21 protein-coding genes, 1 tRNA gene and 1 riboswitch are annotated in these 23,632 nt (G+C 50.8%); of the genes, 20 read left to right on the plus strand and 2 right to left on the minus strand.

What is annotated here, in order from left to right; all coding sequences use genetic code 11:
- Positions 1-51 precede the first annotated feature (51 nt).
- The 3 genes from AC2JF8_RS02980 (at position 52) to AC2JF8_RS02990 (ending at position 2,464) form a co-directional block, all read left to right on the plus strand.
- Positions 52-1,365 carry a Y-family DNA polymerase gene (locus AC2JF8_RS02980; protein ID WP_500761009.1) on the plus strand — a complete coding sequence of 438 codons (1,314 nt, stop codon included), beginning with the start codon at positions 52-54 and terminating at the stop codon, positions 1,363-1,365.
- A complete protein-coding gene (locus tag AC2JF8_RS02985; protein WP_500761012.1) occupies positions 1,358-1,714 on the plus strand; it encodes a hypothetical protein in 357 nt (118 codons plus the stop codon). Before AC2JF8_RS02980 ends, AC2JF8_RS02985 begins: the two co-directional genes overlap by 8 nt.
- Before the next feature lie 87 nt (positions 1,715-1,801).
- Complete coding sequence (locus tag AC2JF8_RS02990; protein ID WP_500761015.1) at positions 1,802-2,464, plus strand: CPBP family glutamic-type intramembrane protease; 663 nt, start codon at positions 1,802-1,804, stop codon at positions 2,462-2,464.
- A 53-nt stretch (positions 2,465-2,517) separates the two neighbouring features.
- On the opposite strand, the gene AC2JF8_RS02995 is transcribed toward AC2JF8_RS02990, so the two are convergent.
- Positions 2,518-2,588, minus strand: a tRNA-Gly gene (locus tag AC2JF8_RS02995).
- 56 nt (positions 2,589-2,644) lie between these two features.
- Entirely contained in the window at positions 2,645-3,250 is a 606-nt protein-coding gene (locus AC2JF8_RS03000; RefSeq protein WP_500761018.1) for an SOS response-associated peptidase family protein, read from the minus strand.
- A 96-nt stretch (positions 3,251-3,346) separates the two neighbouring features.
- Between AC2JF8_RS03000 and trpS the strand changes: the two genes are divergently transcribed.
- The 17 genes from trpS to AC2JF8_RS03085 all read left to right on the plus strand — a co-directional run bounded on the left by trpS (position 3,347) and on the right by AC2JF8_RS03085 (position 23,350).
- Positions 3,347-4,363 carry a tryptophan--tRNA ligase gene (trpS, locus tag AC2JF8_RS03005; RefSeq protein WP_500761021.1) on the plus strand — a complete coding sequence of 339 codons (1,017 nt, stop codon included), beginning with the start codon at positions 3,347-3,349 and terminating at the stop codon, positions 4,361-4,363.
- An 11-nt stretch (positions 4,364-4,374) separates the two neighbouring features.
- Positions 4,375-4,854, plus strand: a complete 480-nt coding sequence (locus tag AC2JF8_RS03010) for a deoxycytidylate deaminase (RefSeq protein ID WP_500729549.1) — start codon at positions 4,375-4,377, stop codon at positions 4,852-4,854.
- On the plus strand, positions 4,784-5,443 hold the full coding sequence (locus tag AC2JF8_RS03015) for a TPM domain-containing protein (RefSeq protein ID WP_500729550.1): 660 nt from the start codon (positions 4,784-4,786) through the stop codon (positions 5,441-5,443). Before AC2JF8_RS03010 ends, AC2JF8_RS03015 begins: the two co-directional genes overlap by 71 nt.
- Positions 5,444-5,499: 56 nt before the next feature.
- Positions 5,500-5,663, plus strand: a riboswitch (M-box (ykoK) riboswitch).
- A gap of 86 nt (positions 5,664-5,749) precedes the next feature.
- Positions 5,750-8,440 (plus strand): magnesium-translocating P-type ATPase, encoded by a 2,691-nt coding sequence (mgtA, locus tag AC2JF8_RS03020; RefSeq protein ID WP_500761024.1) that lies wholly within the window; start codon positions 5,750-5,752, stop codon positions 8,438-8,440.
- A gap of 125 nt (positions 8,441-8,565) precedes the next feature.
- The gene (gene metG / locus AC2JF8_RS03025) at positions 8,566-10,542 is read left to right on the plus strand and encodes a methionine--tRNA ligase (protein WP_500761027.1); all 1,977 of its coding nucleotides are present in this window, start codon (positions 8,566-8,568) and stop codon (positions 10,540-10,542) included.
- Entirely contained in the window at positions 10,542-11,309 is a 768-nt protein-coding gene (locus tag AC2JF8_RS03030; protein WP_500729554.1) for a TatD family hydrolase, read from the plus strand. Before metG ends, AC2JF8_RS03030 begins: the two co-directional genes overlap by 1 nt.
- The gene (rnmV, locus tag AC2JF8_RS03035) at positions 11,296-11,862 is read left to right on the plus strand and encodes a ribonuclease M5 (RefSeq protein WP_500761030.1); all 567 of its coding nucleotides are present in this window, start codon (positions 11,296-11,298) and stop codon (positions 11,860-11,862) included. Before AC2JF8_RS03030 ends, rnmV begins: the two co-directional genes overlap by 14 nt.
- Positions 11,855-12,751, plus strand: coding sequence for a 16S rRNA (adenine(1518)-N(6)/adenine(1519)-N(6))-dimethyltransferase RsmA (rsmA, locus tag AC2JF8_RS03040; protein WP_500761033.1), 897 nt, complete (start codon positions 11,855-11,857; stop codon positions 12,749-12,751). The genes rnmV and rsmA overlap by 8 nt, the downstream gene beginning before the upstream one ends.
- Positions 12,752-12,813: 62 nt before the next feature.
- Positions 12,814-13,059: a Veg family protein gene (locus AC2JF8_RS03045; RefSeq protein WP_500729557.1), complete on the plus strand. Its 246-nt coding sequence runs from the start codon at positions 12,814-12,816 to the stop codon at positions 13,057-13,059.
- A gap of 120 nt (positions 13,060-13,179) precedes the next feature.
- Positions 13,180-14,010 (plus strand): pur operon repressor, encoded by an 831-nt coding sequence (purR, locus tag AC2JF8_RS03050; protein WP_500729559.1) that lies wholly within the window; start codon positions 13,180-13,182, stop codon positions 14,008-14,010.
- Positions 14,011-14,071: 61 nt separating this feature from the next.
- On the plus strand, positions 14,072-15,457 hold the full coding sequence (gene glmU, locus AC2JF8_RS03055) for a bifunctional UDP-N-acetylglucosamine diphosphorylase/glucosamine-1-phosphate N-acetyltransferase GlmU (protein WP_500761036.1): 1,386 nt from the start codon (positions 14,072-14,074) through the stop codon (positions 15,455-15,457).
- Positions 15,458-15,557: 100 nt separating this feature from the next.
- Positions 15,558-16,901 (plus strand): MFS transporter, encoded by a 1,344-nt coding sequence (locus AC2JF8_RS03060; RefSeq protein ID WP_500729561.1) that lies wholly within the window; start codon positions 15,558-15,560, stop codon positions 16,899-16,901.
- 148 nt (positions 16,902-17,049) lie between these two features.
- Positions 17,050-18,615 carry an SLAP domain-containing protein gene (locus tag AC2JF8_RS03065; protein WP_500761039.1) on the plus strand — a complete coding sequence of 522 codons (1,566 nt, stop codon included), beginning with the start codon at positions 17,050-17,052 and terminating at the stop codon, positions 18,613-18,615.
- Between the two features lie 159 nt (positions 18,616-18,774).
- Positions 18,775-20,154, plus strand: coding sequence for a glycoside hydrolase family 1 protein (locus AC2JF8_RS03070; protein WP_500729563.1), 1,380 nt, complete (start codon positions 18,775-18,777; stop codon positions 20,152-20,154).
- Positions 20,155-20,176: 22 nt separating this feature from the next.
- Positions 20,177-21,046 carry an ROK family protein gene (locus tag AC2JF8_RS03075; protein ID WP_500761041.1) on the plus strand — a complete coding sequence of 290 codons (870 nt, stop codon included), beginning with the start codon at positions 20,177-20,179 and terminating at the stop codon, positions 21,044-21,046.
- A 2-nt stretch (positions 21,047-21,048) separates the two neighbouring features.
- Entirely contained in the window at positions 21,049-22,032 is a 984-nt protein-coding gene (locus AC2JF8_RS03080) for a LacI family DNA-binding transcriptional regulator (RefSeq protein ID WP_500729565.1), read from the plus strand.
- Positions 22,025-23,350 (plus strand): alpha-L-fucosidase, encoded by a 1,326-nt coding sequence (locus AC2JF8_RS03085; RefSeq protein WP_500761044.1) that lies wholly within the window; start codon positions 22,025-22,027, stop codon positions 23,348-23,350. Before AC2JF8_RS03080 ends, AC2JF8_RS03085 begins: the two co-directional genes overlap by 8 nt.
- Positions 23,351-23,632: the final 282 nt, after the last annotated feature.

Raw genomic sequence — 23,632 nt, forward strand, 5'->3', positions numbered from 1 at the left:
TTTGTATAATGAAGTTATCGAACAAACGTTTGAGATAGGAAGTGGACAGCAGTGTATGATTATCGGTATGAACCGCACCATGTAGTTTTCATGATTGACAACAAGTCGTTTTATGCCAGCTGCGAGGCACTCAGGCTGGGTCTCAATCCGATGAAGGCGGTGCTTGCGGTTGTTTCGCACCAGCCCAATACCAAAAACGGCTCGGGCTTGATCATGGCGGCCTCGCCCCTGGCTAAGAAGAAGTACGGCTTGACCAATGTGATGCGGGTGCGTGATTTGCCCAGCAAAAGGGAGGCCCCGGACCTGATCCTGGTTGAGCCCCACATGAATTTGTATATCAGGCGCAGCATGCAAGTCTTAGAGATTTTTCGGCAGTACGCAGCTGAAGAAGATATTCACGTCTATTCGATTGATGAGTCGATGATTGACATGACCAAGTCCTGGCACCTGTTTGGCGCAGATCCTTACCTGGTGGGCCGCCGAATCCAGGTGGAAATCAGAACCAAGCTTGGACTCTACACCACCTGCGGCATTGGCGAAAACCCACTGCTTGCCAAGCTGGCCATGGATATTTCCGCTAAGCACCGGAAGTCGATGATTGACTACTGGCACTATATTGACGTTCCCGACACAATTTGGCAGATTGCCAACCTGGAAGATGTCTGGGGCATCGGCAAGCGGACGGCGCAGCGCTTGCGCCGCCTGCACATCAGCAATATGTACGAATTGGCTCATACGGATCCCGCCCTTTTGCAAAAAGAGTTTGGCGTAATGGGGGCACAGCTATTTGCCATCAGCTGGGGCGTGGATCGCAGCGTCATAAGCGAAAAGTTTTTTCCAAAAATGAAAAATTACGGCAACTCGCAGATCTTGACCAGGGACTACACCGTTCAGCGCGATATTGAAATCGTGCTGCGTGAAATTGGTGAGCAGGTTGCGGCCAGAATTCGGGCCCACAAGCTGCAGGCTGGCTGCATCAGCTTGTACGTTGGATTCTCCCAGTACCGCTCTGCGGGCGTTCGCAAGGGCTTCAGCGTCCAACGAAAAATTTGCCCCACCAATGATAGCGACCTGGTGGTCCAGGAGGTTTTGGCCCTTTTTCGTACGAATTGGCATGGTGAAGCCGTCCGGGCACTGGGAATCAACTGCAGCCGCCTAGCGGCAGATAACTGTGAACAATTAACGTTTTTTGTGCAGCCGTGGCGCCAGCTGAAGAAGCGCACCGTGACGGCAACGGTGGACAAGATCCGGCAAAAGTACGGCTTCACGAGCGTGGTTAAAGCATCCAGCCTGCTAGATGGCGCAACCGCCATTCGGCGCGCCAACCTGGTCGGTGGTCACAATGGCGGCAACGCCTATGAATGACTTTGACAAGATCGTGCTGGACTTTTTCAAAAATTACCAGGATCGAAAAATGAAGAAGTGGGTGGGCTTTTTCCTAAGCGATCATACGGTGGCGATTACCCGCGACGAGAAGCGGCGCACCAGCAAGCATCCGCGCAAGCAGGCCATGTCTCCCGAAGAAATCAGCGTGCAGCTGCTCAAGGCATACGGCAACCACCGCTTGGTGCACCTGCAGGTCAAGGTGGTGGACGGTGATGATCAGTTGCCTGCAGATGTTGCGGGCTTTGTCAATGGCTATAGCGATGAGGGGATTGTCGTGGACGGACATAAAATTGCCCTGGAAGATATTAACCACATCGAAGTCGATTAGGAATTGCACGGCCTAGCTTTTTCATACCGTCTTTTTTTGCTATAATATGGAATTTGTAAGGCACAAAATGTAGATCGAGGTAATTCTGTGAACACACCGGCATCAAGAGACGGCAACTTAATTCGCTATATTTTTTATGTTATTGGATACTTAATGGCCGTTGGTGCATATAAGCTTGCTACCAAAAACGCACCGGTTCACGTCTGGGACCTCGTCTTATTTGCGACGATTTCCTTAATGGTTATCTTGTTCTACGTTTACCGCTTCAACCGGGAGCAACGGTATTTTGACCGCAGCTTCGCGGGCTCGTGGCTCAACTACTTTGGCACGATTGTAGCGTTAACCGTGGTGGTGACCGCACTGCGCATCAGCGTCTCCTGGATGCAGGCATATAGCAGGCTCAGCTTATACGGCTTTCAGGTGGCGTTCTTGCGGCATGAATCGGATAGCGGCTACTGGTTCTTGCTGCTTGCGGTGGGCGTTGTCCTGCCGGTTTTGCAGGAGTTTTTGGCCACCGGGTTTTTGTTCAACTACGCCTTCAGGCGCAGCACGGTGACGACCGCGTTTTTGGGGATGCTTGTCTCGGGAATTCTGTTCAGCCTGCTCAACTGCCAGGGCTCGGTTGTCCTCTTAGCGATCGACGTTCTTTTCGGGGCGCTCTTTGCCTGGTCCTACCTCTACGCCCAGACACTGTGGATGCCCGTCTACCTGGCGGTGCTCAATGGCGTTCTTTTGGTGATCATGACGTAGAACCTGGACAAAATAAAAAAGGCGATGAAATTAATCATCGCCTTTTTTGCGTGAGCGGATAGCGTGAATCGAACCCGCATCTTCAGCTTGGGAAGCTAACGTTCTACCATTAAACTATACCCGCATTACTGAAATAGTTTACCATGTTTTTGGTTTAAATCCAAGCCCTGATTTTCACTTTTAGGTCCTGGCCGCAAGCTTGGCGACAGTCAGGTCAACGCGGCTGCGGTCAAGTAGCCGGGAAAAATCCTGAAACAGCCAGCGGCGCAGCTCGTCCGCTTCCAGCACCAGGGGCATGCGGTCGTGCACGGGCGCCATTATGCCGTTAGGCGCGGTCGTGGCCATTGCAAAGTGGCCTTCTTCGTAGATGCCGGCAATCAGGGTCAGGGGCGCGCCCGCATTGCTGAAGCTGAAGCGCTCATGGTAACGGCGGCCGTTGGCAGCCAGGTAAGTCTGCTGACTGCTTTCATAAAATTGCCGGGCAATAATAATGCAGCGTCTCCGGGCAAAGGATGCGTCCCACATTGAGGGTTTTTGCTCGAAGAACCGTTCAACGCGCGCGTTGAAGACAACGGCCTTATTGTTAACAGGACTAGGGTAGCCCCAGCTTTTCGGCGTCAGCAGCAGCTGCTGGCCCTGGTAGACCAGGACCGGGGCCAGACCGCTGGGGAAAACATCCTGGTCCTGCGGCAGCGTTGATGCCAGCTCGCTCAGTGGCAGGTTGAGGTCGGTAGTTAAGTATTTTTTGATTTCTGCCAGACGCGGCAGCTGAAACTGGTTGCACATTTTTTCCTCCGTGTTTAATCATTGCGTGATTTTTGGTAGAATTGACTATGATTATTGCATTAAAGCAGGTTTTGACTTTCAAGGAAGGTAGATACGATGAAAAAGAAAATTATCCTCACGGGCGACCGGCCAACGGGGAAGCTGCACGTGGGCCACTACATTGGTTCTTTGAAGAATCGGGTTAAGTTGCAGAACGCGGGCGACTACCAGCCCTACATTATGATTGCCGACACGCAGGCCCTGACCGATAATGCGCGCAACCCCGAAAAGATTAAAAACAGTCTGGTGCAGGTGGCGCTTGACTACCTGGCCGTCGGCATCGACCCGCAGGTTTCGACCATCTTCGTGCAGTCGCAGATTCCGGCCCTGTTTGAACTCACGGCCTACTACATGGACCTCGTGACGGTCAGCCGCCTGGAGCGCAACCCAACCGTCAAGGCCGAAATCAAACAGAAGAATTTTAACGACTCGATTCCGGTGGGCTTTTTGAATTACCCGGTGTCCCAGGCGGCCGACATTACCGCCTTCAAGGCGACACTCGTGCCCGTTGGGGACGACCAGGAGCCGATGCTTGAACAGACCCGTGAAATTGTGCGCACGTTCAACCGCGTCTACCACAAGGACGTGCTGGTTGAACCCGAAGGCTACTTTCCCAGCAAGGGCCAGGGCCGCTTGCCGGGTCTTGACGGCAACGCCAAGATGTCCAAGTCCCTAGGTAATGCCATCTACCTGGCCGACGATGCCGCGATCGTTCAAAAGAAGATCATGTCGATGTATACCGACCCGGGCCACGTTCACGTGGAGGATCCGGGCAAGGTCGAGGGCAACACGGTCTTCACCTACCTTGATATTTTTGCTCCCGATAAGGATAAGGTAGCAGAAATGAAGGAAGAATACCAAAAAGGCGGCTTGGGCGACGTCAAGCTCAAGCGCTACCTGAATAAGGTGATGGAAGAAGAACTGGCCCCGATTCGCGCCCGCCGCGCCCGTTACGAACAAAACCTGGACGAGGTCTACGAGATGCTGCAGGAGGGGTCGCAAAGGGCCAACCGTGTGGCCGCCCAAACCCTGGCTGAGGTGCGGGATGCAATCGGATTGAATTACTTTGACTAAGAGGCAAAAAAATGCGTAAGCGGATTCCTTGGAAGCAGTATTTTATGATGCAGGCGCTGGTTATCGCCCAGCGCTCAACCTGTGATCGGGCCTTGGTGGGCAATGTTTTGGTCAAGGACAACCGGATTATCGGGACGGGCTACAACGGGTCCGTGTCGGGTGCACCGCACTGTGATGACGTCGGCCACCAGATTGTTGACGGGCACTGCGTGCGGACGATTCACTCGGAGATGAACTCGCTGATTCAGTGTGCGAAGAACGGCGTTTCAACCGATCACACCGAGATTTATGTGACGCACTTTCCCTGTTATAATTGTGCCAAGGCACTTGTTCAGGCCGGTGTGGAGAAGGTCAACTATTACTTTGATTACCATGATAGTCCGCTGGCAATAGCGCTTTTTAAAGATTGTGGGGTTCCCTATGAGCAAATTAAAATCAACCGTGAATACGTGGAAGAGTTGGCGCGCAAGCTGGAAGACGCTGAGAATTAAAGTGGTCGGGCTCCTTGCACTGGCAGGCGCCTTCTGCACCCTGACGGGCTTTACCAACCCCAACGTGAAGGACAACAGCCACCTCTTGGAGCGCGAGACCAGCAAGTTGATCCTGGCCAAAAACGACCGGTACATGCAGACCGGCGAGCAGCCGCGAATTATCGTTCAAACCGTTAACCGCGTTAGCCACTTGACGCCCCCCAAACTGGGCAAGTACAAGCACACGGTCTTCATCGTGGTGGGTTCGAAAAACAAGCGGCGCAACGTGCAGATCTACTCCAGTAAGGACCTGCACGGCGCGTTTACGGCGGATGTGCGAGGCAATATCATCCGCGCGCAGTCAGACCAGTTGCGCTCCAGCAGCAAGAAAGAGTTCAATAAGGGGCTGCGCTTTGTTTTCAGGGCGTGCGCGACCACGATTGACCAGCAGTACCATTATTCGCTTGATAAGTATGACCTGACGAGCGCGGAACGCAGCAAGATTGAACACCCGCGCCGGGTTGCCCTGCCGATTGCGCTTGCCCTTGTGTTGGTCTTGGGTGGCCTGGTCTATTTTTTCAAGAACAATTTGCACCTGAAAAACAGGTAAAATGGGTTGACTTAATTGCTTGTTGTGTATTACACTCACAATGCAAATCAAATAAACAAATGAACTGTTAGGTGAGACTCCTACGTGAACATATGCTATCGCTCAGAAACATCCAGAGATGCCAACGAGTTAAATAGTTACCGTCGAATTAAGGCGGTAACCAGATAGCTGGCATGTGCTTACGTCACGTAGTGTTAAAGCTGAACGACGAGTATTAATGATACCTAGTTTAAAAGGGGTCGCTAACGGTGTTAGGCGGTCCCTTTTTAGTTTGTTTGCGTTTTTAGAAGAGAAGGAGTGGAAACGATGCTGAGAAAACCAAACGAAACAGTCGCAAACAAAGACTTGGAATTGGTTAAGGCCATTGCCAAGGAAAGCAGGTCAGAGACGCTCGCCCGCCTACACGCGAGCAGCGACGGCTTGACTAGCGCGCAGGCCGACCAGAACCGGGAGGAATTTGGCGCAAATACGATTGCATCTGGCAAGCACAACTCAAAGCTGCACTTTTTAACCGAGGCCTTTATTACGCCCTTTACGCTGGTTTTGCTGGCCCTCGCCACCCTGTCCTTGTTTACCGACTACATTTTTGTGCCGGCCGGCGAAAAGGATATCAGCACGGTTGCAATTATGCTCACGATGGTCTTCATTTCGGGCATTACCAGTTTTATCCAGAACATCAAGTCCTCGAATGCAGTCAATTCGCTACTGCAGATGGTCTCGGTAACAACCGATATTATCCGCGACGGTAAGGACGAGGAGATCGATACGAGCCAGGTCGTTGTAGGCGACGTGATTCGCTTGGCAGCCGGCGACATGGTGCCGGCCGACATGAGGCTACTCGTTAGCAAGGACCTCTTCTGTTCATCCAGTTCGCTCAACGGCGAATCGAACCCGATTGAAAAAATTGCAACGAGAAGGCCTAAAATCGGGCAGGACCGCGACTACTTGGACTACCCGAATATACTGTACGAGGGAACGACGATTGTTTCCGGTTCGGGGCTCGGTGTGGTCTTTGCAACTGGTGAACGAACGATGTTTGGTAAGTTGGCGCATGATATTGCTCACAATGACGTTAAGAATACCGCCTTCGACGTTGGTATCAAGAATGTATCCCGGCTTCTTATCATTATGACGCTCATCATCGCACCACTTGTTTTAATCATCAACGGCCTGACTAAAGGTGACTGGATCAACGCCCTGATTTTTTCAATTGCGACGGCGGTCGGGTTGACGCCGGAAATGCTGCCGGTAATCGTGACGACGAATCTGGTCAAGGGCTCAATTGAGATGTCCAAAAAAGGCACAATCGTCAAAAAGATGAACTCGATTCAGAACTTTGGCTCGGCCGATATCCTCTGCACAGACAAGACGGGCACATTGACGCAAGACAAGGTTGTCCTGGAGCGGCACTATGACTTGAACCTGCGCGAAAACCAGCAGATACTGGAAATGGGCTACCTCAATTCATACTACCAGACGGGGATGAAGAATCTGATCGACAAGGCCATCATTGAGGCTGCGGGCAACGAGCTCGACATTAATGAGATTCAACGGGACTACAACAAGATCGACGAGATTCCGTTTGACTTTTCTAGGCGGCGGATGAGCGTCGTCGTGGCAAACTCCGACCTCAAGCACGGCGAGCACCTGCTGGTAACAAAGGGCGCATCCGAAGAAATGATGGCCGTCGCCACTAGAATCGAGGCTGACGGCCAGATCCTGCCACTGACGCCGGAACGCAAGCAGAAGGTCATGGAAAAGGTCAACAACATGAACGATGACGGCCTGCGCGTAATCATGCTGGGTTACAAGCGCAACCCCGCGCCCGTGGGCGAGTTTTCCGTCAAGGATGAAAACGACCTCATTCTCTGCGGCTTCCTGGCCTTTCTGGATCCGCCCAAGGAGAGTGCCAAGGCTGCCCTTGCCCGCCTTAAGGGCGACGGCATCTCCGTTAAGATTCTGACTGGCGATAACGAGGCGGTCACGCGGACGGTTGGCCTGCAGGTCGGCCTCAACGTCGACACGGTCTATTCCGGTGCCGATCTGGAGGGCAAAAACCCCGCGGAACTAGCCAAGATGGTTGAGGAGTGCAACATCTTCGTTAAGCTTTCACCCGAGGACAAGACGCGGATCATTAACCTGCTAAAGAAAAACGGGCACACGGTTGCCTACATGGGCGATGGCATTAACGACGCGCCCGCAATGAAGGCGGCCGACGTTTCGATTTCCGTGGACACGGCGGTCGACATCGCCAAGGAATCGGCGGACATCATCCTGCTGCACAAGGACCTGAACGTGCTGGAGACCGGGGTCAGGATTGGCCGCAAGGTCTTCGGCAACACGATGAAGTACATCAAGATTACGCTGTCGTCGAATTTCGGCAACATCCTGTCAATCCTGGTCGCATCGTCGTTTCTGCCGTTTTTGCCGATGCTGCCGCTGCAGCTGCTTGTTTTGGACCTGCTCTACGGGACGAGCTGCTTGTCGCTGCCGTTTGACGAGATGTCCGCTGACTACCTGAAGGAGCCGCGGAGCTGGTCAACCAAAAAGCTGCCGAAGTTCATGTTTTACTTTGGTCCGACGTCCTCTGTCTTTGACATTCTGACCTTCGGCATTTTGTACTTCATAGTCTGCCCGCACCTGGTCGGGGGCAGTTTCAATGCAATCAGTCCGGCCCAGCAGGCAGCATTTATTGCCCTGTTCCATACCGGTTGGTTCATCGAATCGCTCTGGACCCAGGAAATGGTCATTCACGCGTTGCGCGACCGGCACCTGCCGTTTATCGGCCAGCACGCCACCGCTACGGTCATTCTGGCAACCTTTGGGGCCGGGATTATCGGAACCCTGATTCCATTCTCATTCTTGTCTTCCACACTCAAGTTTGGCGAACTGCCAATGAGCTTCATGTGGATAATCCTGGGCATTTTGGTGCTGTACATTCTGCTGACTACCGTAGTCAAGCACTTCTACCTCAAGAACGAAAAATTCTTGATTTAAACCAAGTCAAATCAGAAACTGCTAGTCCAGCAAAATATTAGAGGGGATTCCGCCCGGGGGAATTCCCTTTTTGCTTGGTGTAGTATAATATTAATGAATTGGAAGAAACTTAAGGAGAAACAAATATGGCTGATAAAAAAACTTTTTATATTACAACCCCAATCTACTACCCCTCCGGCCGCTTGACAATCGGCAACGCATACACCACGATTGCGGCTGACGTAATGGCGCGCTACAAGCGCAGCCAGGGCTATGACACCTTCTTTTTAACCGGTACCGACGAGCACGGGCTGAAGATTGAGCAGAAGGCCGAGCAGCAGGGCGTTAAGCCCCAGGAATTTGTCGACGGCATGGCGGCTACGTATAAGAAGTTGTGGAAAAGCCTCGATATCTCCTACGACAAGTTTATCCGGACAACCGACAAGGAGCACGTTAAGGGTGTGCAACAGATTTTTGAGCAGCTCTTAAAGCAGGGCGACATCTACCTGGGCGAATATACCGGCTGGTACTCGGTTGAGGACGAGGAATACTTTACGGAATCGCAGCTGGCCGAGGTTTACAAGGACGATGCCGGCAATGTGATTGGCGGCAAGGCCCCGTCGGGCCACGAAGTGCAGCTGGTCAAGGAACCGTCCTACTTTTTCAAAATGAGCAAGTACGCCGACCGGCTCTACCAGTACTACCAGGAACATCCGGAGTTTATCTTGCCGCATTCCCGTGAAAAGGAAATGGTCAACAACTTCATCAAGCCGGGTCTGGAAGACCTGTCGGTTACGCGCACGACCGTTTCCTGGGGGATCCCGGTTCCAAGCGACCCCAAGCACGTGGTCTACGTTTGGATTGATGCCCTGTCCAACTATATTACGGCTTTGGGCTATGGCTCGGATGATGATTCCCTGTTTAAAAAGTTCTGGCCGGCTGACGTTCACCTGGTGGGCAAGGAAATTGTCCGCTTCCACACGATCTACTGGCCCATCATGCTGATGGCCCTCGACTTACCGCTGCCTAAGCACATTATCGGCCACGGCTGGGTCTTGATGAAGGACGGCAAGATGTCCAAGTCTAAGGGCAACGCTGTCTACCCGGAATCGATCACCAGCCGCTACGGCGTCGATGCCCTGCGTTACTACCTGATGCGGGCCCTGCCGTTTGGCGCCGACGGTATTTTTACGCCGGAAGACTTCGTTGAGCGCGTCAACTACGACCTGGCCAATGACCTGGGCAACCTGCTCAACCGGACGGTTTCCATGATTAACCAGTACCAAAACGGCAAGGTGACGGCAGTCGCGCTCGACCAGGACGAACTCGGGCGCAACCTGGCACAGGTTGCGACAAGCACGATTGCCGACTACAAAAAGAAGATGGACACGCTCCACTTTACCCAGGCAATCGAGGACATTTGGCAACTGGTCAGCCGCGCCAATAAGTACATCGACGAGACCACGCCGTGGAGTCTGAACAAGGAGGGCAAGACGGACGCTTTGGCCCGGACAATGTCTAACCTGGCTGAGAGCCTGCGGATCATTGCGCTGCTCATTGCGCCGATTATGACCAGGACCGCGGTCGAAATGTTCAAACAGCTCGGGTTGAACTGGGATGATTCGGAGCAGAAGACGCTCGACTTCGGTGCTTTTAACTGGGACGTTCAGGTCATCGAGAAGCCGACGCCAATCTACCCGCGGCTAAAGCCCGAAGAAGAGGTCAAGTACATCAAAGAAGAGATGGCCAAGGCCAAACCCAAGAAGCAGAGCCGGAGTCAGCAGGGCCAGGAGCACGAGATCACAATTGATGACTTTGACAAGGTCAAGATTCAGGTCGGTCAAATACTCTCAGTTGAGCCGGTTCAGGGGTCAAACAAGCTGCTGCAATTCCAGCTTGACTTCGGGGGCGGCAACGAACGGCAGATTCTCAGCGGCATCCGCAAGTATTATCCCGATGCAAGTGCGCTCCTGGGCAAAAAAGTGCTGGCGGTAACGAATTTGAAGCCGCGCAAGATGCTGGGTCACCTGAGCCAGGGCATGCTGCTGTCAAGCGAAAAAGGCGGCGAGGTCAAGCTTGCCGTGGTCGGTGATGAACATGAAGTTGGGGCAGAATTAGGCTGATGGAATTAATCGATAATCACACCCACTTGCAGGACGAACCATTTCGGGGCAAGGAAGAATTTTACCTGGAACGGGCGCGCAAATTGGGGGTCACCAAGCTGATCTGTGCGGGCCAGGATCCCGACTTTAATAAGCGTGCGATTGCACTCACCCAGCGCTTCGACCAGGTCTATGCCATGGTCGGCTACTGTCCGGACGTTGCCCGGGATTATAATCAAGAAGCCGAGGATTTGCTGATTGAGCAGCTGCAAATGCCCGGCGTGGTCGCAATGGGCGAGATTGGCCTGGACTACTATTGGGATGAGTCTCCCCGTGAGCAGCAGCGTGCGGTTTTTGCACGGCAGGTTGAGGTGGCACACGAATTGCATATGCCGGTGGACATCCACACGCGGGATGCCATGGCAGACTGCTATGAAATCTTGAGGAGCAGCAACCTTGAGTATGGGGCCATCTTGCACAGCTTCAACGGTGACGCTGCTTGGCTCGCTAAATTTCTTGATTTGAACGTTTATTTTTCCTATTCGGGCGTGGTCTCCTTCACCAAGGCAGCTGCGGTCCACGAGTCCGCACGCAAAACGCCCTTGGACCGGCTCCTCGTCGAGACCGATGCCCCCTACCTGGCACCTAAGCCTTACCGCGGCCGGCAGAACGAGCCGGGCAACGTCTACTATGTTGCCCGGGCGGTTGCTGAATTGAAGGGGATAGCGCTGGAGGAAGTTGCCCAGGCGACTTATGCAAACACAGTGAGGGTTTATGGTCTTAAGTAAAAAACAGTTTAATGCGGTTGTTGTGGTGGAAGGCAAGGATGACACAATCCGGCTGAAGCAGTTCTTTCCGGGCATTGAGACGATTGAAACCAACGGTTCGGACGTGCCCGCCCCGGTTTTGACCGCGCTGCGCGAACTGGCCCTGAAGAGGCCCATCATTGTTTTGACGGATCCCGACCTTAACGGTGAGCGCATTCGCCGGCTGGTCACGGCGGCGGTGCCAACTGCCAAGCAAGCGTTCATCACGCGCAAGGAGGGCGAGCCGCACAAGCGGGGCAACTCGCTCGGCGTTGAACATGCATCTAAGGAGGCGTTAACGCGGGCTCTGAGTGCCTTGCACGAGCAAAGCGCTCCGGCTAGCGACCTGACGCCGCAGGCCTACCACAAGCTGGGACTGGATGGTGGACAGGGTGCACGCCAGCTGCGCGAGCAGGTTGGGATCAAGCTGCGGGTTGGCTACGGCAACGGCAAGCAGTTTTATAAGCGGCTGCACACCTTTGGCATATCACTGAGTCAGCTTGCGCAAGCAGTCAAGGAGGTCAAACATGAGTAGCAAAATTCCAATCGGGTCGCCCGTCAGAACCCAGGCAATTATCAACCGGTACTTTGTGCGGGCCAAGAAAAATCTGGGGCAAAACTTCCTGGTTGACGTGGATGCAATTCAGGGAATTGTGCGGGCAGCCGGGATAAATCCAGGTGACCAGGTAATTGAAATCGGACCCGGAATCGGTTCTTTGACCGAGCAGCTGCTACTGGCCGGCGCTAAGGTATTTGCCTATGAGGTTGACGACAGCCTGCCGGAGATTTTGCAGAACGAATTGCCGGCAAAAATTGCCGGCGTGCCGCTTGCGCAGCGCTTCAAGCTGCTGCTGAAGGATATCTTAAAGGCGGATTTTGCCACGGACCTTGCGGACTTTTTCGATTTGACGAGGCCGGTTAAGGTGGTGGGCAACCTGCCGTACTACATTACGACGCCGATTATTTTTTTCCTGAATGATGCGCAGCTGGACTTTTCCAGCCTGACGCTGATGATGCAGGAGGAAGTGGCCACACGTCTGGGCGCACAGCATGACAGTAAGGAATACGGGCCGCTCACGATTGCCGTGCAGACCAACATGGACGTTCACATTGCATTAACGGTTAATAACAGCTCCTTTATTCCCCGGCCCAAGGTGAACTCCAGCGTTGTGGTCTTGAAGCCGCTGACAGTCAAGCCCCCGGTTGGCGACAGCAAGCACTTCAACTGGGTGGTCAAGATGTGTTTCGCGCAGAGGCGCAAGACGTTAAACAATAATTTGAAAAACTTGCTGCCGGACAAAGAAGAGCGTACACGGCTGTTTGCAGCCCTGGGCGTTGATCCGCGCATCCGCCCGGAGCAGCTGACGATTGACCAGTTTATCCAGATTGCTCGTGCCGTTCCGGCTAGAAATGATCGTGGTTAGCAAAAAAACGTTGATAATTTAATTGAAATATGGTAAAATTACAGCTAAAGGAGCTGTTATCATTGCCAACATCGATTATTACCATTAAACACAAGCTGGATTCACATTTAGGTGATTCCTTGACGGTCGTCGCACGGGCTGGACGCAAGAAGGTTACTAGAAGACGGGGAATTTTGAAGGAAACCTTCCCAGCGGTTTTTGTAGTTGACTTGGACCAAGACCAGAATAACTTTAAGCACGTTTCTTATAGCTACACGGACTTGTTGACCAAGAATATTACGTTAAAATTTGATGATGTAGCTGAATAGTCCAAAGCACAATTAGAAGAGCATATAAGGTGCTAACATTTTAAAATTGTTAGTGCCTTTTTTGCTGGTTCAGTGTATAGTAATAACAGGCAAAAAGACAAACATTAGAGGGGATAATTTATGAAACGTTCAGAGCGATTGGCGGATATGACTAAATATTTAATGGAACGGCCGCATGATCTAATTCCGCTGCCGGTTTTTGCAAAGCGTTACGGCGCCGCCAAGTCATCGATTTCTGAAGACCTGACGATATTGAAGCACACGCTTGCCGGCAACCAGGATGGTATTTTGGAGACGGTGGCTGGCGCTGCCGGGGGCGTGCGCTATATTCCTTTTTGGGGCAAGAAGCACGCACAAAAGTACCTGGCGGACCTGGCTGCCCGCATTGAAGACCCTAAGCGGATTTTGGCCGGGGGCTTTGTCTACCTGTCCGACATCTTGGGCAGTCCCCAGGATCTGGATAAGATTGGCAAGATAATTGCTACGCGCTACGCTTATTCAAACATTGATGTCGTGATGACGATTGAGACCAAAGGGATCGCCCTGGCCCAGGCTGTTGCGCGTTACCTGAACGTACCCTTCATCATTGCCCGCAAGCGGTCCAAGGTGACCGAGGGCGCGACGGTTTCGGTCAATTATATTTCCTCATCACTCGACCGGGTGTCGAAGATGGAGCTGCCAACCCGGGTTTTGACGGAAAAGTCCAACGTGCTGCTGGTAGACGACTTCATGATGGCGGGCGGGACCTTAACCGGCATGCAGCAGCTGGTGAAGGAATTCAACGGCAACATTGCCGGCATCTGCGTGTTGTGCGAGGCCGACTTTGACGACGTGAAGCTGATTGAGGGCCACCTGTCACTGGTCAAGATCAAGCGGGTGGACGGCAAGAAGCAGGTCATCCTGGCCGAACCGGGAACGATCGTTGCACACACAGATTTTGGCCGCTTTTAACCGATAAAATGATATACTTAAATATGAATGTAATTAATAGTATATAAAGAGGCTGAATTGAATGAAAAAGTTTGTAGTCGTCCTTGCCGCCGGCAAGGGCACGCGGATGAAGTCCAAGCTTTATAAGGTTTTACACGAAGTTTGCGGCAAATCGATGGTTGAGTACGTAGTTGAGGCTGCTCAGGCAATTAATCCCGATAAGATCGTCACCGTGGTTAGCACAGGGGCCGAGGAAGTCGAGCGGGTGTTAGCGGGCAAGTCGGAATTTGTTACCCAGAAAAAACAGCTGGGCACCGGTGACGCCGTCTTGACGACCAAGACGCAGTTGGCTGGTGAAGAGGGGGCGACCCTTGTTATCACCGGGGACACCCCGCTGTTTACCAGTGCGACCTTCCAGAAGTTGTTTGAGTATCACCAAAAAAGGGGCAACGCCGCCACGGTTCTGACCGCACAGGCCCCTAACCCTACCGGCTATGGCCGCATTATCCGCGACGAACAGGATAATGTCTTGCGGATTGTTGAGCAAAAAGACGGCAATCCGGAGGAATTAATGGTCACTGAAATCAACACGGGCGTATTTTGTTTTGACAACAAGCAGCTTTTTAATGCACTGAAGCGGGTCACTAACCACAACGCCCAGGGTGAATACTACCTGACCGATGTGCTGGAAATCCTGCGCAATGGTGGTCACCGGATTGGTGCCTACAAGATGCATGACTACAGCGAAAGCATCGGCGTTAACGACCGAATTGCGCTGGCCCAGGCCACCAAAATCATGCAGAGGCGAATTAACGAGCGGCACATGGCTAACGGCGTGTCCTTTGTGGACCCAGCGACGGCCTACATCGATGCCGACGTCAAGATTGACAGCGACACCCAAATCGAGGGCAACGTGGTCATCAAGGGCAAGACGGAAATCGGTTCAGGCTGTCTGATTACGTCCGGTTCCAGAATTGTTGATTCTAAAATCGGGCGGGGCGTGACGGTGACGTCGTCAACGCTTAAAGAAGCCGTGATGGATGACCATTCGGACGTTGGTCCCAACTCCCACTTGCGGCCGCAGGCCGTGATCCGTGAAGGCGCGCATATTGGCAACTTTGTTGAGGTTAAGAACGCCGAGATTGGCGTCAACTCAAAGGTGGGCCACTTGACTTACGTTGGCGATGCTACGCTGGGGCGCGACGTTAACGTCGGCTGCGGCACAATTTTTGCCAATTACGATGGCGTCAAGAAGGACCACACAAACGTCGGCGACCATTCCTTCATCGGCTCGGGCGCAACCCTCGTGGCACCGGTGAATATTGCGGACCACGCGTTTGTTGCCGCTGATTCGACGATTACCAAGGACGTCGCGCGCTACGACATGGCGATTGCCCGTGGCCGTCAGGTCAACAAGCCTGGTTACTGGCACAAGCTGCCGCTTGCGCAGGACGATAGTTGGAAGTAAAAAAAAGCACAAAAGTTCTGGAGCAATTCTGGGACTTTTTCGTTGCAGCGCACCGCGGCAGCCTTGCCGTGGCGGCGTTATTTTAAAGGAGTGGATAAAATTGTTTAAATGGGTCATGAAACAGCCCGATGCGACCAAAATGGTAGCCCCAGAAAAAGTGGCCAGCACGTATAAGTGGCGCCAATTGGGCGTGCTGCTCGCTACGTGCATCGGCTACATCGGTTACTATATCATCCGGTTGGTGTTCACAACCGAGCAGAACGACATCATGAAGGCCTACCATTTTACCACCTCTGACGTTGGCTTAATCCTGTCTTGCTTCGGCATCGGCTATGGCGTAGCCAAATTGTTCATGGGCGTTTTGGCGGACAAGTGCGACTCTAACCGCTACCTGATGCTCGGGCTTTTCCTGTCGGCGGTTTTGAATATCTTGTTGGGTTCGACGCACAACCTGTACCTGATGATGCTGCTCATGTTTTTGATGGCGGTCACGCAGGGGATGGGTGCTGCGGCCTGCCAAAAGATGATTCAGCTCTGGTGGGGGCCGAGAATGCGGGGGACGATGTATTCGATTTGGTCATCGGCCCACAATGCCGGCTCCTTTATCTGCGTGGCGATTGTGCAATTGGCGGTTTTCCTGTTTGCAGGATCAATTCCGGCCGTGTTCTACACCGCGTCCGCAATTTCTTTTGTCATCTGTATCTTGATTCTGCTTTTGGGTGCGGACCGGCCGCGGGTTGTCGGCCTGCCCGACATCTCAACCTATACGGGCGACAAGGTTGTTTTGGACAATGGTCAGGTTTCGACGTCCGATCAGTCTGACTTGAGCGTTGGGCAGATTTTTGTTAAGTATATCCTGAAGAACAAGCTGGTCTGGGCTGTGACGCTGACCTCAATGGCGCTCTATTTGGTCCGCTACGGCATCCAAAGCTGGATTCCGTCCTACCTCGTGCAAAACAAGGGCTTCGATCCGGCCGCGGCCAAGTGGGTCATCGGCATCTTTGAATTGGCCTCGGTGCCGGGCGTAATTATCATCGGTGCCATTTCGGATGCACTGAAGGGCCGCCGTGCGCTGGTTTCGATTGCCTGCGTTATTGGCACCTTGATCTGTCTGACCTGCTATTTCTTCAGCACCAACCACACGTTGATTATCGCAGCCTTGATCATTATGGGCAACCTGATATACGCCCCGCTGACGCTGGTTGGTCTGATGGTTAACGAGGTTGTGCCCAAGTTTGCGGTCGGGGCCTCGACCGGTTTCATGGGCTTCTTCCAGTATATTTTTGGCGAAACCCTGGCCACTGCCCTGATTGGCGTTCTGGTCAATCGCTTCGGCTGGGTTGCAAGCAACACAATCCTGTACGTTGCCGCTTTTGCTGCAATTATTTTCTTGGTTTACACGGCAGTTAGCGAGGCCAGGATGCGCCGGGAAGCAGCAAAATAGTTCTGGTTATTACGAATATTTAACAATCATTTAAGAATATTAAAAATCAGTAATATTCCCGGCAGAAGTTGTTAAACCGTGGTTTTAGTATACAATAAGGGTATTGTAGTTAATTGCAGTTAAATTTTGTAACGAGGTAGGAATCAAAATGAAGTTAAGTCATAAATTGATGATGGTGTCGACAGCTGCCTTGATTGGCGCAAGTCCAGTGATCAGTGCGAGCCAGCCGCTATTGGTGCACGCTGCTAATAAGGCTTCACAGAAGGGCACAATCAAGCTTAGTCACAACGCATACGTTTTTGACAAGAACGGCAAGCGCCTGAAGACCTACATGGGCAGCGCCGCAAACACCAAGATTGGCAAGGGCCAGACCCTGAAGTACAAGGGCAAGACGACCATCGGCAAGAAGGATTACTATGACCTGGGCGGTGGCGCCTTCGTCAAGGCTGCCAACGTTGGTTTTGTGGACGGCAAGAAGGTGGTCAAAGCGACTACGGCAACGGCCAAGATTACGCACAACGCATACATTTACAACGCTAAGGGCAAGACTGCCAAGAAGAAGGTGAAGAAGGGCAAAACCGTTACCTTCGACCAGGCGACCTACATTGGCAAAAAATTGTATTACAGAATCAGCGGTCAGACCAACCAGTTTATCAAGGCGGCTAATGTGGGCAAAATCACGGGTGCCAAGCTGAAACCGGTCAACAGCAAGCCGGTGAAGGATGATGGCCCCGCTGATAACCAAAATGATCCCACCGTCATCACGCTAAGCCATAACGCCTACATCTTTGACGGTGCGGGCCACTCACAGAAGAAATTGCTGCGCGTGGGCGAGCAGATCCAGGTAGACAAGCTGAAGTACATCGGCAAAAAACTATTCTACCGCATTAATGACAGCAATTACCCGGGCGATGACCAGTGGGTGAAGAAGAACAACGTTGGCGTCATTACCGGCAAGCAGCTGAAGCCGGCTAATTCTGCGCCCGTTGTCGATCAGACGGTCACTATGGCAACACTGGCACGGGATGCCCATGTTTACAACAGCAAGGGCGTCGTGCAGTCGACCAAGACCTTTGCCAAGGGCCACCGGGCGCGTATTTCCGAGATGCGCTACATCTGGGTTGAAACGGATAACAAGGCAGAACTCTTCTACAAGCTGCAGAGCGACAAAAACGGCTACCTCAAAGACGACGACATCGCAACAATCAGTGGCGCCAAGCTTTCCCCGGTCAACACGCCGGAGGGTGCCCGGAATGACACGGTGATTGCTTCCGCAACGGATAAGAAGGGCCTGCAGGATGCCTTGGCGGAAGACAGCAAGGTTAAAGCAAGCGACGCATACAAGTTGTCTGCCCCAAGCCTGCGCGCTGCCTATGACGCTGCAGTTGCGACCGGCACGCAGATAAATTCTGCCACCGCCACCGTCAGCCAGATTAACGCCGCACTGGCCAAGATTACCACGGCCAAGGCAGCGCTTAGCGGCAAGAAGGTTATCGTCCAAGACCTGAAGAACCTGACGATGAGTGAAGCCGATCAGATTGCACAGGTGGCGGCAACCGCCAACGGCGTGGACAAGAGCACCGTGCAGTTCAGCAACAACAACACGTCTTTGACGATTAGCAGCGCAAATGGTTTTCAGCAGACGCTGAACATCAGCGACTACGCATCAGTTGCGGCGCCGGTTGCAACGACGATAACAACACCAGCCAAGTAATAGAGATAGTAAAAGCATTAATAAGTCTTACCTATGCGGGTAGGGCTTTTATTTTTGCTAAAAAGATTAAGCATTTTGGTGCAGACCTTTACATAAATGCTTTTATTTTCTATAATATTATTGAAACGTTTCAATAATATTATAGAATGAGGTATAGAAATGGCCAAGGAAGTATTGCCAAAGAATTTCTTTTGGGGCAATTCAACATCGAGTATGCAAACGGAGGGCGCTGTTCACGAAGGTGGTAAGGGTCCATCAGTTTATGATACCTACAGAAGCAGTGATGGCTCTTCAATTTGGGACGTGGCGATTGACGACTATCACCGTTATCCCGAAGACTTGGATCTGCTAGCACAGCAGGGAGTCAATTTTTATCGCTTTCAAATTTCTTGGAGCAGGGTAAACCCTACGGGAGACGGCGAATTTAATCCTGCAGGAATCAAATTTTATTCAGATTTAATCGATGAATTATTAAAACGCAATATTGAACCAATGGTTTGCCTTTACCACTTTGATATGCCGCTTGGCTTGGCGCAGAAGTATAATGGATTCATTAGTCGCCATGTAGTTGAAGCTTTTGTGCGGTATGGCAAGAAGATGATTGATTTATTTGGTGACCGTGTCAAATACTGGATAACCTTTAATGAACAAAACTTATATTTTATGCCGGGGGCTTTTAAGATATCGGGTTACCTTAAAGGAGGAGAAACGACTGGCGAATTATATACAATTAGCCACCACATCATGCTGGCTCACGCTGAAGTAGCCAACTACCTACATGCAACAACAGACTGCAAAATTGGCGGCATGCTGGCATATAGTGAGGTCTACCCGGTCTCGCCGCTGCCTAAGGATATTCAGTATGCGCGTCAAATTGATGAGTTTATGAATAAGAATCTGCTGGATGCCTTTGTTTTTGGTCGGTATTCAACCGAAGTAATTAATTGTGTCAAAAGCCACAAAATAAAAGTGGACGTGCTCCCTAAAGATATGATGACGATTGGTCAGATGAAGAGTGATTTCATTGCCTTTAGTTACTATCAAAGCACGACCATTAGCAGCACTCTAGTTCCTGAAGGTACCTTGCCGAATTATTATCTGCAGTTTGGCACAAAGGAAAACCCTTTTTTGCGGGTGAATGAATGGGGTTGGTCAATTGATCCAAGTGGTTTTCGCGATATTTTGACTAAAACGTACAACCAGTACCACCTGCCGCTTTTTCCCATTGAAAATGGGATTGGCCTCAGGGAAGAAGAAGCGACTGCCAAAGAAATTTGCGACAATGGGCGCATCGCTTATCATCGTGCCCACATCCAGGCATTGAAAAATGCAATGCTAATAGACGGGGTGCCTGTTCTAGGGTACCTTGTTTGGGGTTTAATCGATATTCCTAGTTCAGCGGGCAATATGGACAAGCGTTATGGCATGGTATATGTAAACCGAACCAACACTGACGTGCGCGACTTAAAGCGGACTCCTAAAAAAAGCTACTGGTGGTTTAAACGGGTAATTGAAAGCAACGGTAGCGATTTAGGATAACCAAAAATTGAAGGGATAGTCAATGAAATTAGCAGTTTTTGATATTGGTGGAACCATGGTCAAAACCGGGTATTTTACCGGGAACAAACTAACAAAGCAAACTGAATGGGCAACGCCTGCAACGTTTGCAGGGCTGCTTGCGCTGATGCACCGCCGGGTTGATGGGCAAGAAATAACGGGCATTGCAATCAGTGCACCGGGTGCTGTGGATAATAAAAAGGGAATAATTCGGGGAATTAGTGCGGTGCCATACCTGCACCAACGACAAATCTTTAAAGAGCTAAAAAATGAATTTTCAGTGCCCGTCACTATTGAAAATGATGCCAACTGTGCAGGACTGTGTGAAGTTAACATCGGTGCCGGTAAAGAGTTTCGTAATGTAGCCTTTGTCGTCGTTGGTACCGGGATTGGCGGTGCAATTTTTATTAATAAGATTTTATATAAGGGCAGCCACCTTTTTGGCGGTGAGTTTGGTCTGATGAAAGAAGCAGACGGTCCGATTCTAAGCGCGCATTCGACAATCGTCAAAGCATCTTCCCAGTATGAACGGCAAAAAAATAATGCCAAAGTTGACGGCAAAAAGTTATTTGCACTGGCTGCGCATGGTGATCAAATAGCCCGGGCCTTAATTAATCAAGTTAGTGATAGCATTGCCTTGGCGCTGTATAATCTCCAAGTGGCTTTCGATTTTGATGCAATTGTCATCGGAGGTGGCGTTTCTGCTCATCCGGGATTTAGCGCAGGACTGGCAGAGCGCCTGCGACAACTCCTTATGCAAAGTCAAGTTGGAGAGATCATGCCGGAAGTGAGGCCATGCCAATATCATAATGCGGCTAATCTTTATGGCGCTGCCTATAATTATCTGACAGAGTATGCGAAAAAGGGGAAATAAACATGGTTACGATCAAGGACATCGCCAACCAAGCGGGCGTATCGGTGGGGTCGGTATCGCGCTATTTGAACGGCTACCAGCTAAAGGCCGCAAACCAGGAAAAAATCAAAAAGGCAATCGAAGAACTTAACTATATTCCAAATCAGACGGCTAAGTCGTTGAAGATGAACAAATCGTTTTCGGTGGGTGTATTAGTCGATAACATGAATAACCTGTATAGTTCACAGCTGCTAGCTAAATTAGAACAATTGTTTGACAAGGCGGGGTACTTTTTGCTTTTAACTAGTCACCGGAATAACGAGCAAATATTTAAGTATAAGCTGCACAAGCTGATTGAAAGGTCGGTTGACGCGTTAATAATCTTGAAGGCTGAGCCTGAGTGGGAAGCTGTTCAGAAAGTAGGACAATTAAATGTGCCGGTTGTGTCGGTCGAAGCCTCATTAAAGGACGAGGCTGTACCCGAAATACTGAGTGCAGACCAGACAGCAGCCCGGGAAGTGGTAAAAAGGATGCTCCTTAAACGCAAGAAAACGGCTTTTATAATTCCGACCGAAAGTGATTATGTCTTGCAGCAGCGTCTAGCGGGTATTAATGCGGCATTCAAGTCGGTTTCAAAAAAGTTTTTGCCAGAATATGCTACTTATGTTGATTATGGTACGAATGAAGCCTACCAAGCTGTCCCCGTATTGATCAAAAAGGGCTACGATTCAATCTTCGTAACCAACTATTCCAATTCAATTCAGGTAATACAGGGGGTGCGCGACTATGGCAAAGTTGTCGGACAAGATATTGCCGTTGCGGGCTTTGGCTATTCCCACATGTTCCAAAACATGCGCTTGCCGATTACGCTAATAAAGCAGCCCGTCGATACGATAGCAGAAAATGCTGCAGAGACTATTTTGAAGTTGCTTAAGCAGCAAGAGGTATCGAACAGGGTCTTTGTACAGGACAAGATTTTCTGGCAGGAGGAACTAAAAAATGACTAAAAAAGCCCCAAGCAGGCAGGACATTGTTGAAAATCTGGCCGCTCAACAGGAAGAGTATCAGGAAATGCCCGGGCCAATCCGCAATAAGCTGGAGTGGTTTCAGGATCAAAAATTGGGTATTATTTTTCACTGGGGGCTGTACTCGCAAGCCGGAATTGTCGAATCTTGGCAATTGTCCAAAGAAGATGAGTGGGCGCGCAAGCATGGCGCATGGCGCAAGGATTTAAAAACGCTGCGGCACGATTACTGGAACCTGAACCAGCAATTCAACCCGGTCAAGTTTAACCCGGCTGAGTGGGCCAGAGCGGCTAAAGCAGCTGGGTTTAAATACATGCTTTTCACGACTAAACACCACGACGGGTTTAACATGTACGACACAAAATATAGTGATTACAAGATTACCGGCGCAGGCTCGGCTTTTCGCAGTAATCCGCACGCCGATATTTTAAGGTATGTGAATGAGGCCTTTAGAAAAGAAAATATTGCGGTGGGCGCTTATTATTCTAAGGCCGACTGGCACTGTCCGTTCTATTGGGAACCGGGGTCTGACCCCAAAGGCAGGTATGCCAGCTATGACCCCAAGAAAAAGCCATTGTTGTGGCATAAGTTTCAGAATTTTGTTGAGCAGCAGCTGCTCGAAATATGCCAAAATTACGGGCCAATTGATATCTTATGGTTAGATGCTGGTTGGGTAAACAGTGAACACCATGAATTTTTGCCAATGGCGGAAATTGCCCAAAAAATTTGGTCGGTAAAGGCGGATACCCTGATTGTTGATAGAACGATTGGGGGCAAGTATGAAAATTATGTTACCCCCGAGCAAAAGATACCGGCGATTCCACCGAAGAAGGTCTGGGAAAGCAATATTACGCTGGCCAAAAATTGGGGTTACGTTCCTAATGATCAATATAAGAATTTTGACGAAATATTGGAAAGCATTGTGCGGGTTGTCACGCTGGGCGGCAACGTTATTTTAGGAGTGGGGCCCAAGCCCGATGGTGATTTGCCAGAACCCGCATTGAACATAATGAAAAAATTGGGTTCGTGGCTAAATGTTTTTGGTGAAGCTGTTTATGGCACACGGGGATGTCCAGAATATGCAGGCGAAAATCTCGGCTTGACCAAGAAGAATGATAATTATTACTTGTTCTTTGCCCAAAAAGACGGCGGCAAAAAAATCAGGCTTAGCGACTTGGGCGTGCTGCCCCGGTATGTGATTGATTTAGAAACAGGTAATCGACTGCAAACTTCCGACGAGACAGTTGACCTGCCTACAACCAGTTTTCCCATTGCGGCTTTAAAAATCAAAGTTAAATGACAATAAAGTCTGACTACAATACAAATTAAGCAGATAAACACTATTTTGAGCGTTTGTCTGCTTTTTTACTTGGTGGATAACTAGTTTTTGCTGGTTTGCTGACTCAACAAAAAAGTGCTTTCAAAAAATATCGCTAAAAGGCCTATTCATTATTGAAACGTTTACAAAAACGATGTATAATATATTTATTGAAACGTTTCAAATAGTTGACTTAAGAAGGCAAAAGATATTAAGTTAAAAGCTTTTCTTTTGCTAGTTAGCCTATTAATACCGTTTTATAGG

Source organism: Lactobacillus sp. CA30L (genome assembly GCF_059900845.1).

What these genes read in the sequence shown, in the direction of transcription:
- rnmV (WP_500761030.1), top strand. Translation starts at nt 11,296, where the DNA reads ATGGTCTTAAGTAAAAAACAGTTTAATGCGGTTGTTGTGGTGGAAGGC.
- AC2JF8_RS03030 (WP_500729554.1), top strand. Translation starts at nt 10,542, where the DNA reads ATGGAATTAATCGATAATCACACCCACTTGCAGGACGAACCATTTCGG.
- trpS (WP_500761021.1), top strand. Translation starts at nt 3,347, where the DNA reads ATGAAAAAGAAAATTATCCTCACGGGCGACCGGCCAACGGGGAAGCTG.
- AC2JF8_RS03000 (WP_500761018.1), bottom strand. Translation starts at nt 3,250, where the DNA reads ATGTGCAACCAGTTTCAGCTGCCGCGTCTGGCAGAAATCAAAAAATAC.
- AC2JF8_RS03085 (WP_500761044.1), top strand. Translation starts at nt 22,025, where the DNA reads ATGACTAAAAAAGCCCCAAGCAGGCAGGACATTGTTGAAAATCTGGCC.
- purR (WP_500729559.1), top strand. Translation starts at nt 13,180, where the DNA reads ATGAAACGTTCAGAGCGATTGGCGGATATGACTAAATATTTAATGGAA.
- metG (WP_500761027.1), top strand. Translation starts at nt 8,566, where the DNA reads ATGGCTGATAAAAAAACTTTTTATATTACAACCCCAATCTACTACCCC.
- rsmA (WP_500761033.1), top strand. Translation starts at nt 11,855, where the DNA reads ATGAGTAGCAAAATTCCAATCGGGTCGCCCGTCAGAACCCAGGCAATT.
- AC2JF8_RS03010 (WP_500729549.1), top strand. Translation starts at nt 4,375, where the DNA reads ATGCGTAAGCGGATTCCTTGGAAGCAGTATTTTATGATGCAGGCGCTG.
- mgtA (WP_500761024.1), top strand. Translation starts at nt 5,750, where the DNA reads ATGCTGAGAAAACCAAACGAAACAGTCGCAAACAAAGACTTGGAATTG.
- AC2JF8_RS02985 (WP_500761012.1), top strand. Translation starts at nt 1,358, where the DNA reads ATGAATGACTTTGACAAGATCGTGCTGGACTTTTTCAAAAATTACCAG.
- AC2JF8_RS03070 (WP_500729563.1), top strand. Translation starts at nt 18,775, where the DNA reads ATGGCCAAGGAAGTATTGCCAAAGAATTTCTTTTGGGGCAATTCAACA.
- AC2JF8_RS03065 (WP_500761039.1), top strand. Translation starts at nt 17,050, where the DNA reads ATGAAGTTAAGTCATAAATTGATGATGGTGTCGACAGCTGCCTTGATT.
- AC2JF8_RS03015 (WP_500729550.1), top strand. Translation starts at nt 4,784, where the DNA reads ATGAGCAAATTAAAATCAACCGTGAATACGTGGAAGAGTTGGCGCGCA.
- AC2JF8_RS03075 (WP_500761041.1), top strand. Translation starts at nt 20,177, where the DNA reads ATGAAATTAGCAGTTTTTGATATTGGTGGAACCATGGTCAAAACCGGG.
- glmU (WP_500761036.1), top strand. Translation starts at nt 14,072, where the DNA reads ATGAAAAAGTTTGTAGTCGTCCTTGCCGCCGGCAAGGGCACGCGGATG.
- AC2JF8_RS03080 (WP_500729565.1), top strand. Translation starts at nt 21,049, where the DNA reads ATGGTTACGATCAAGGACATCGCCAACCAAGCGGGCGTATCGGTGGGG.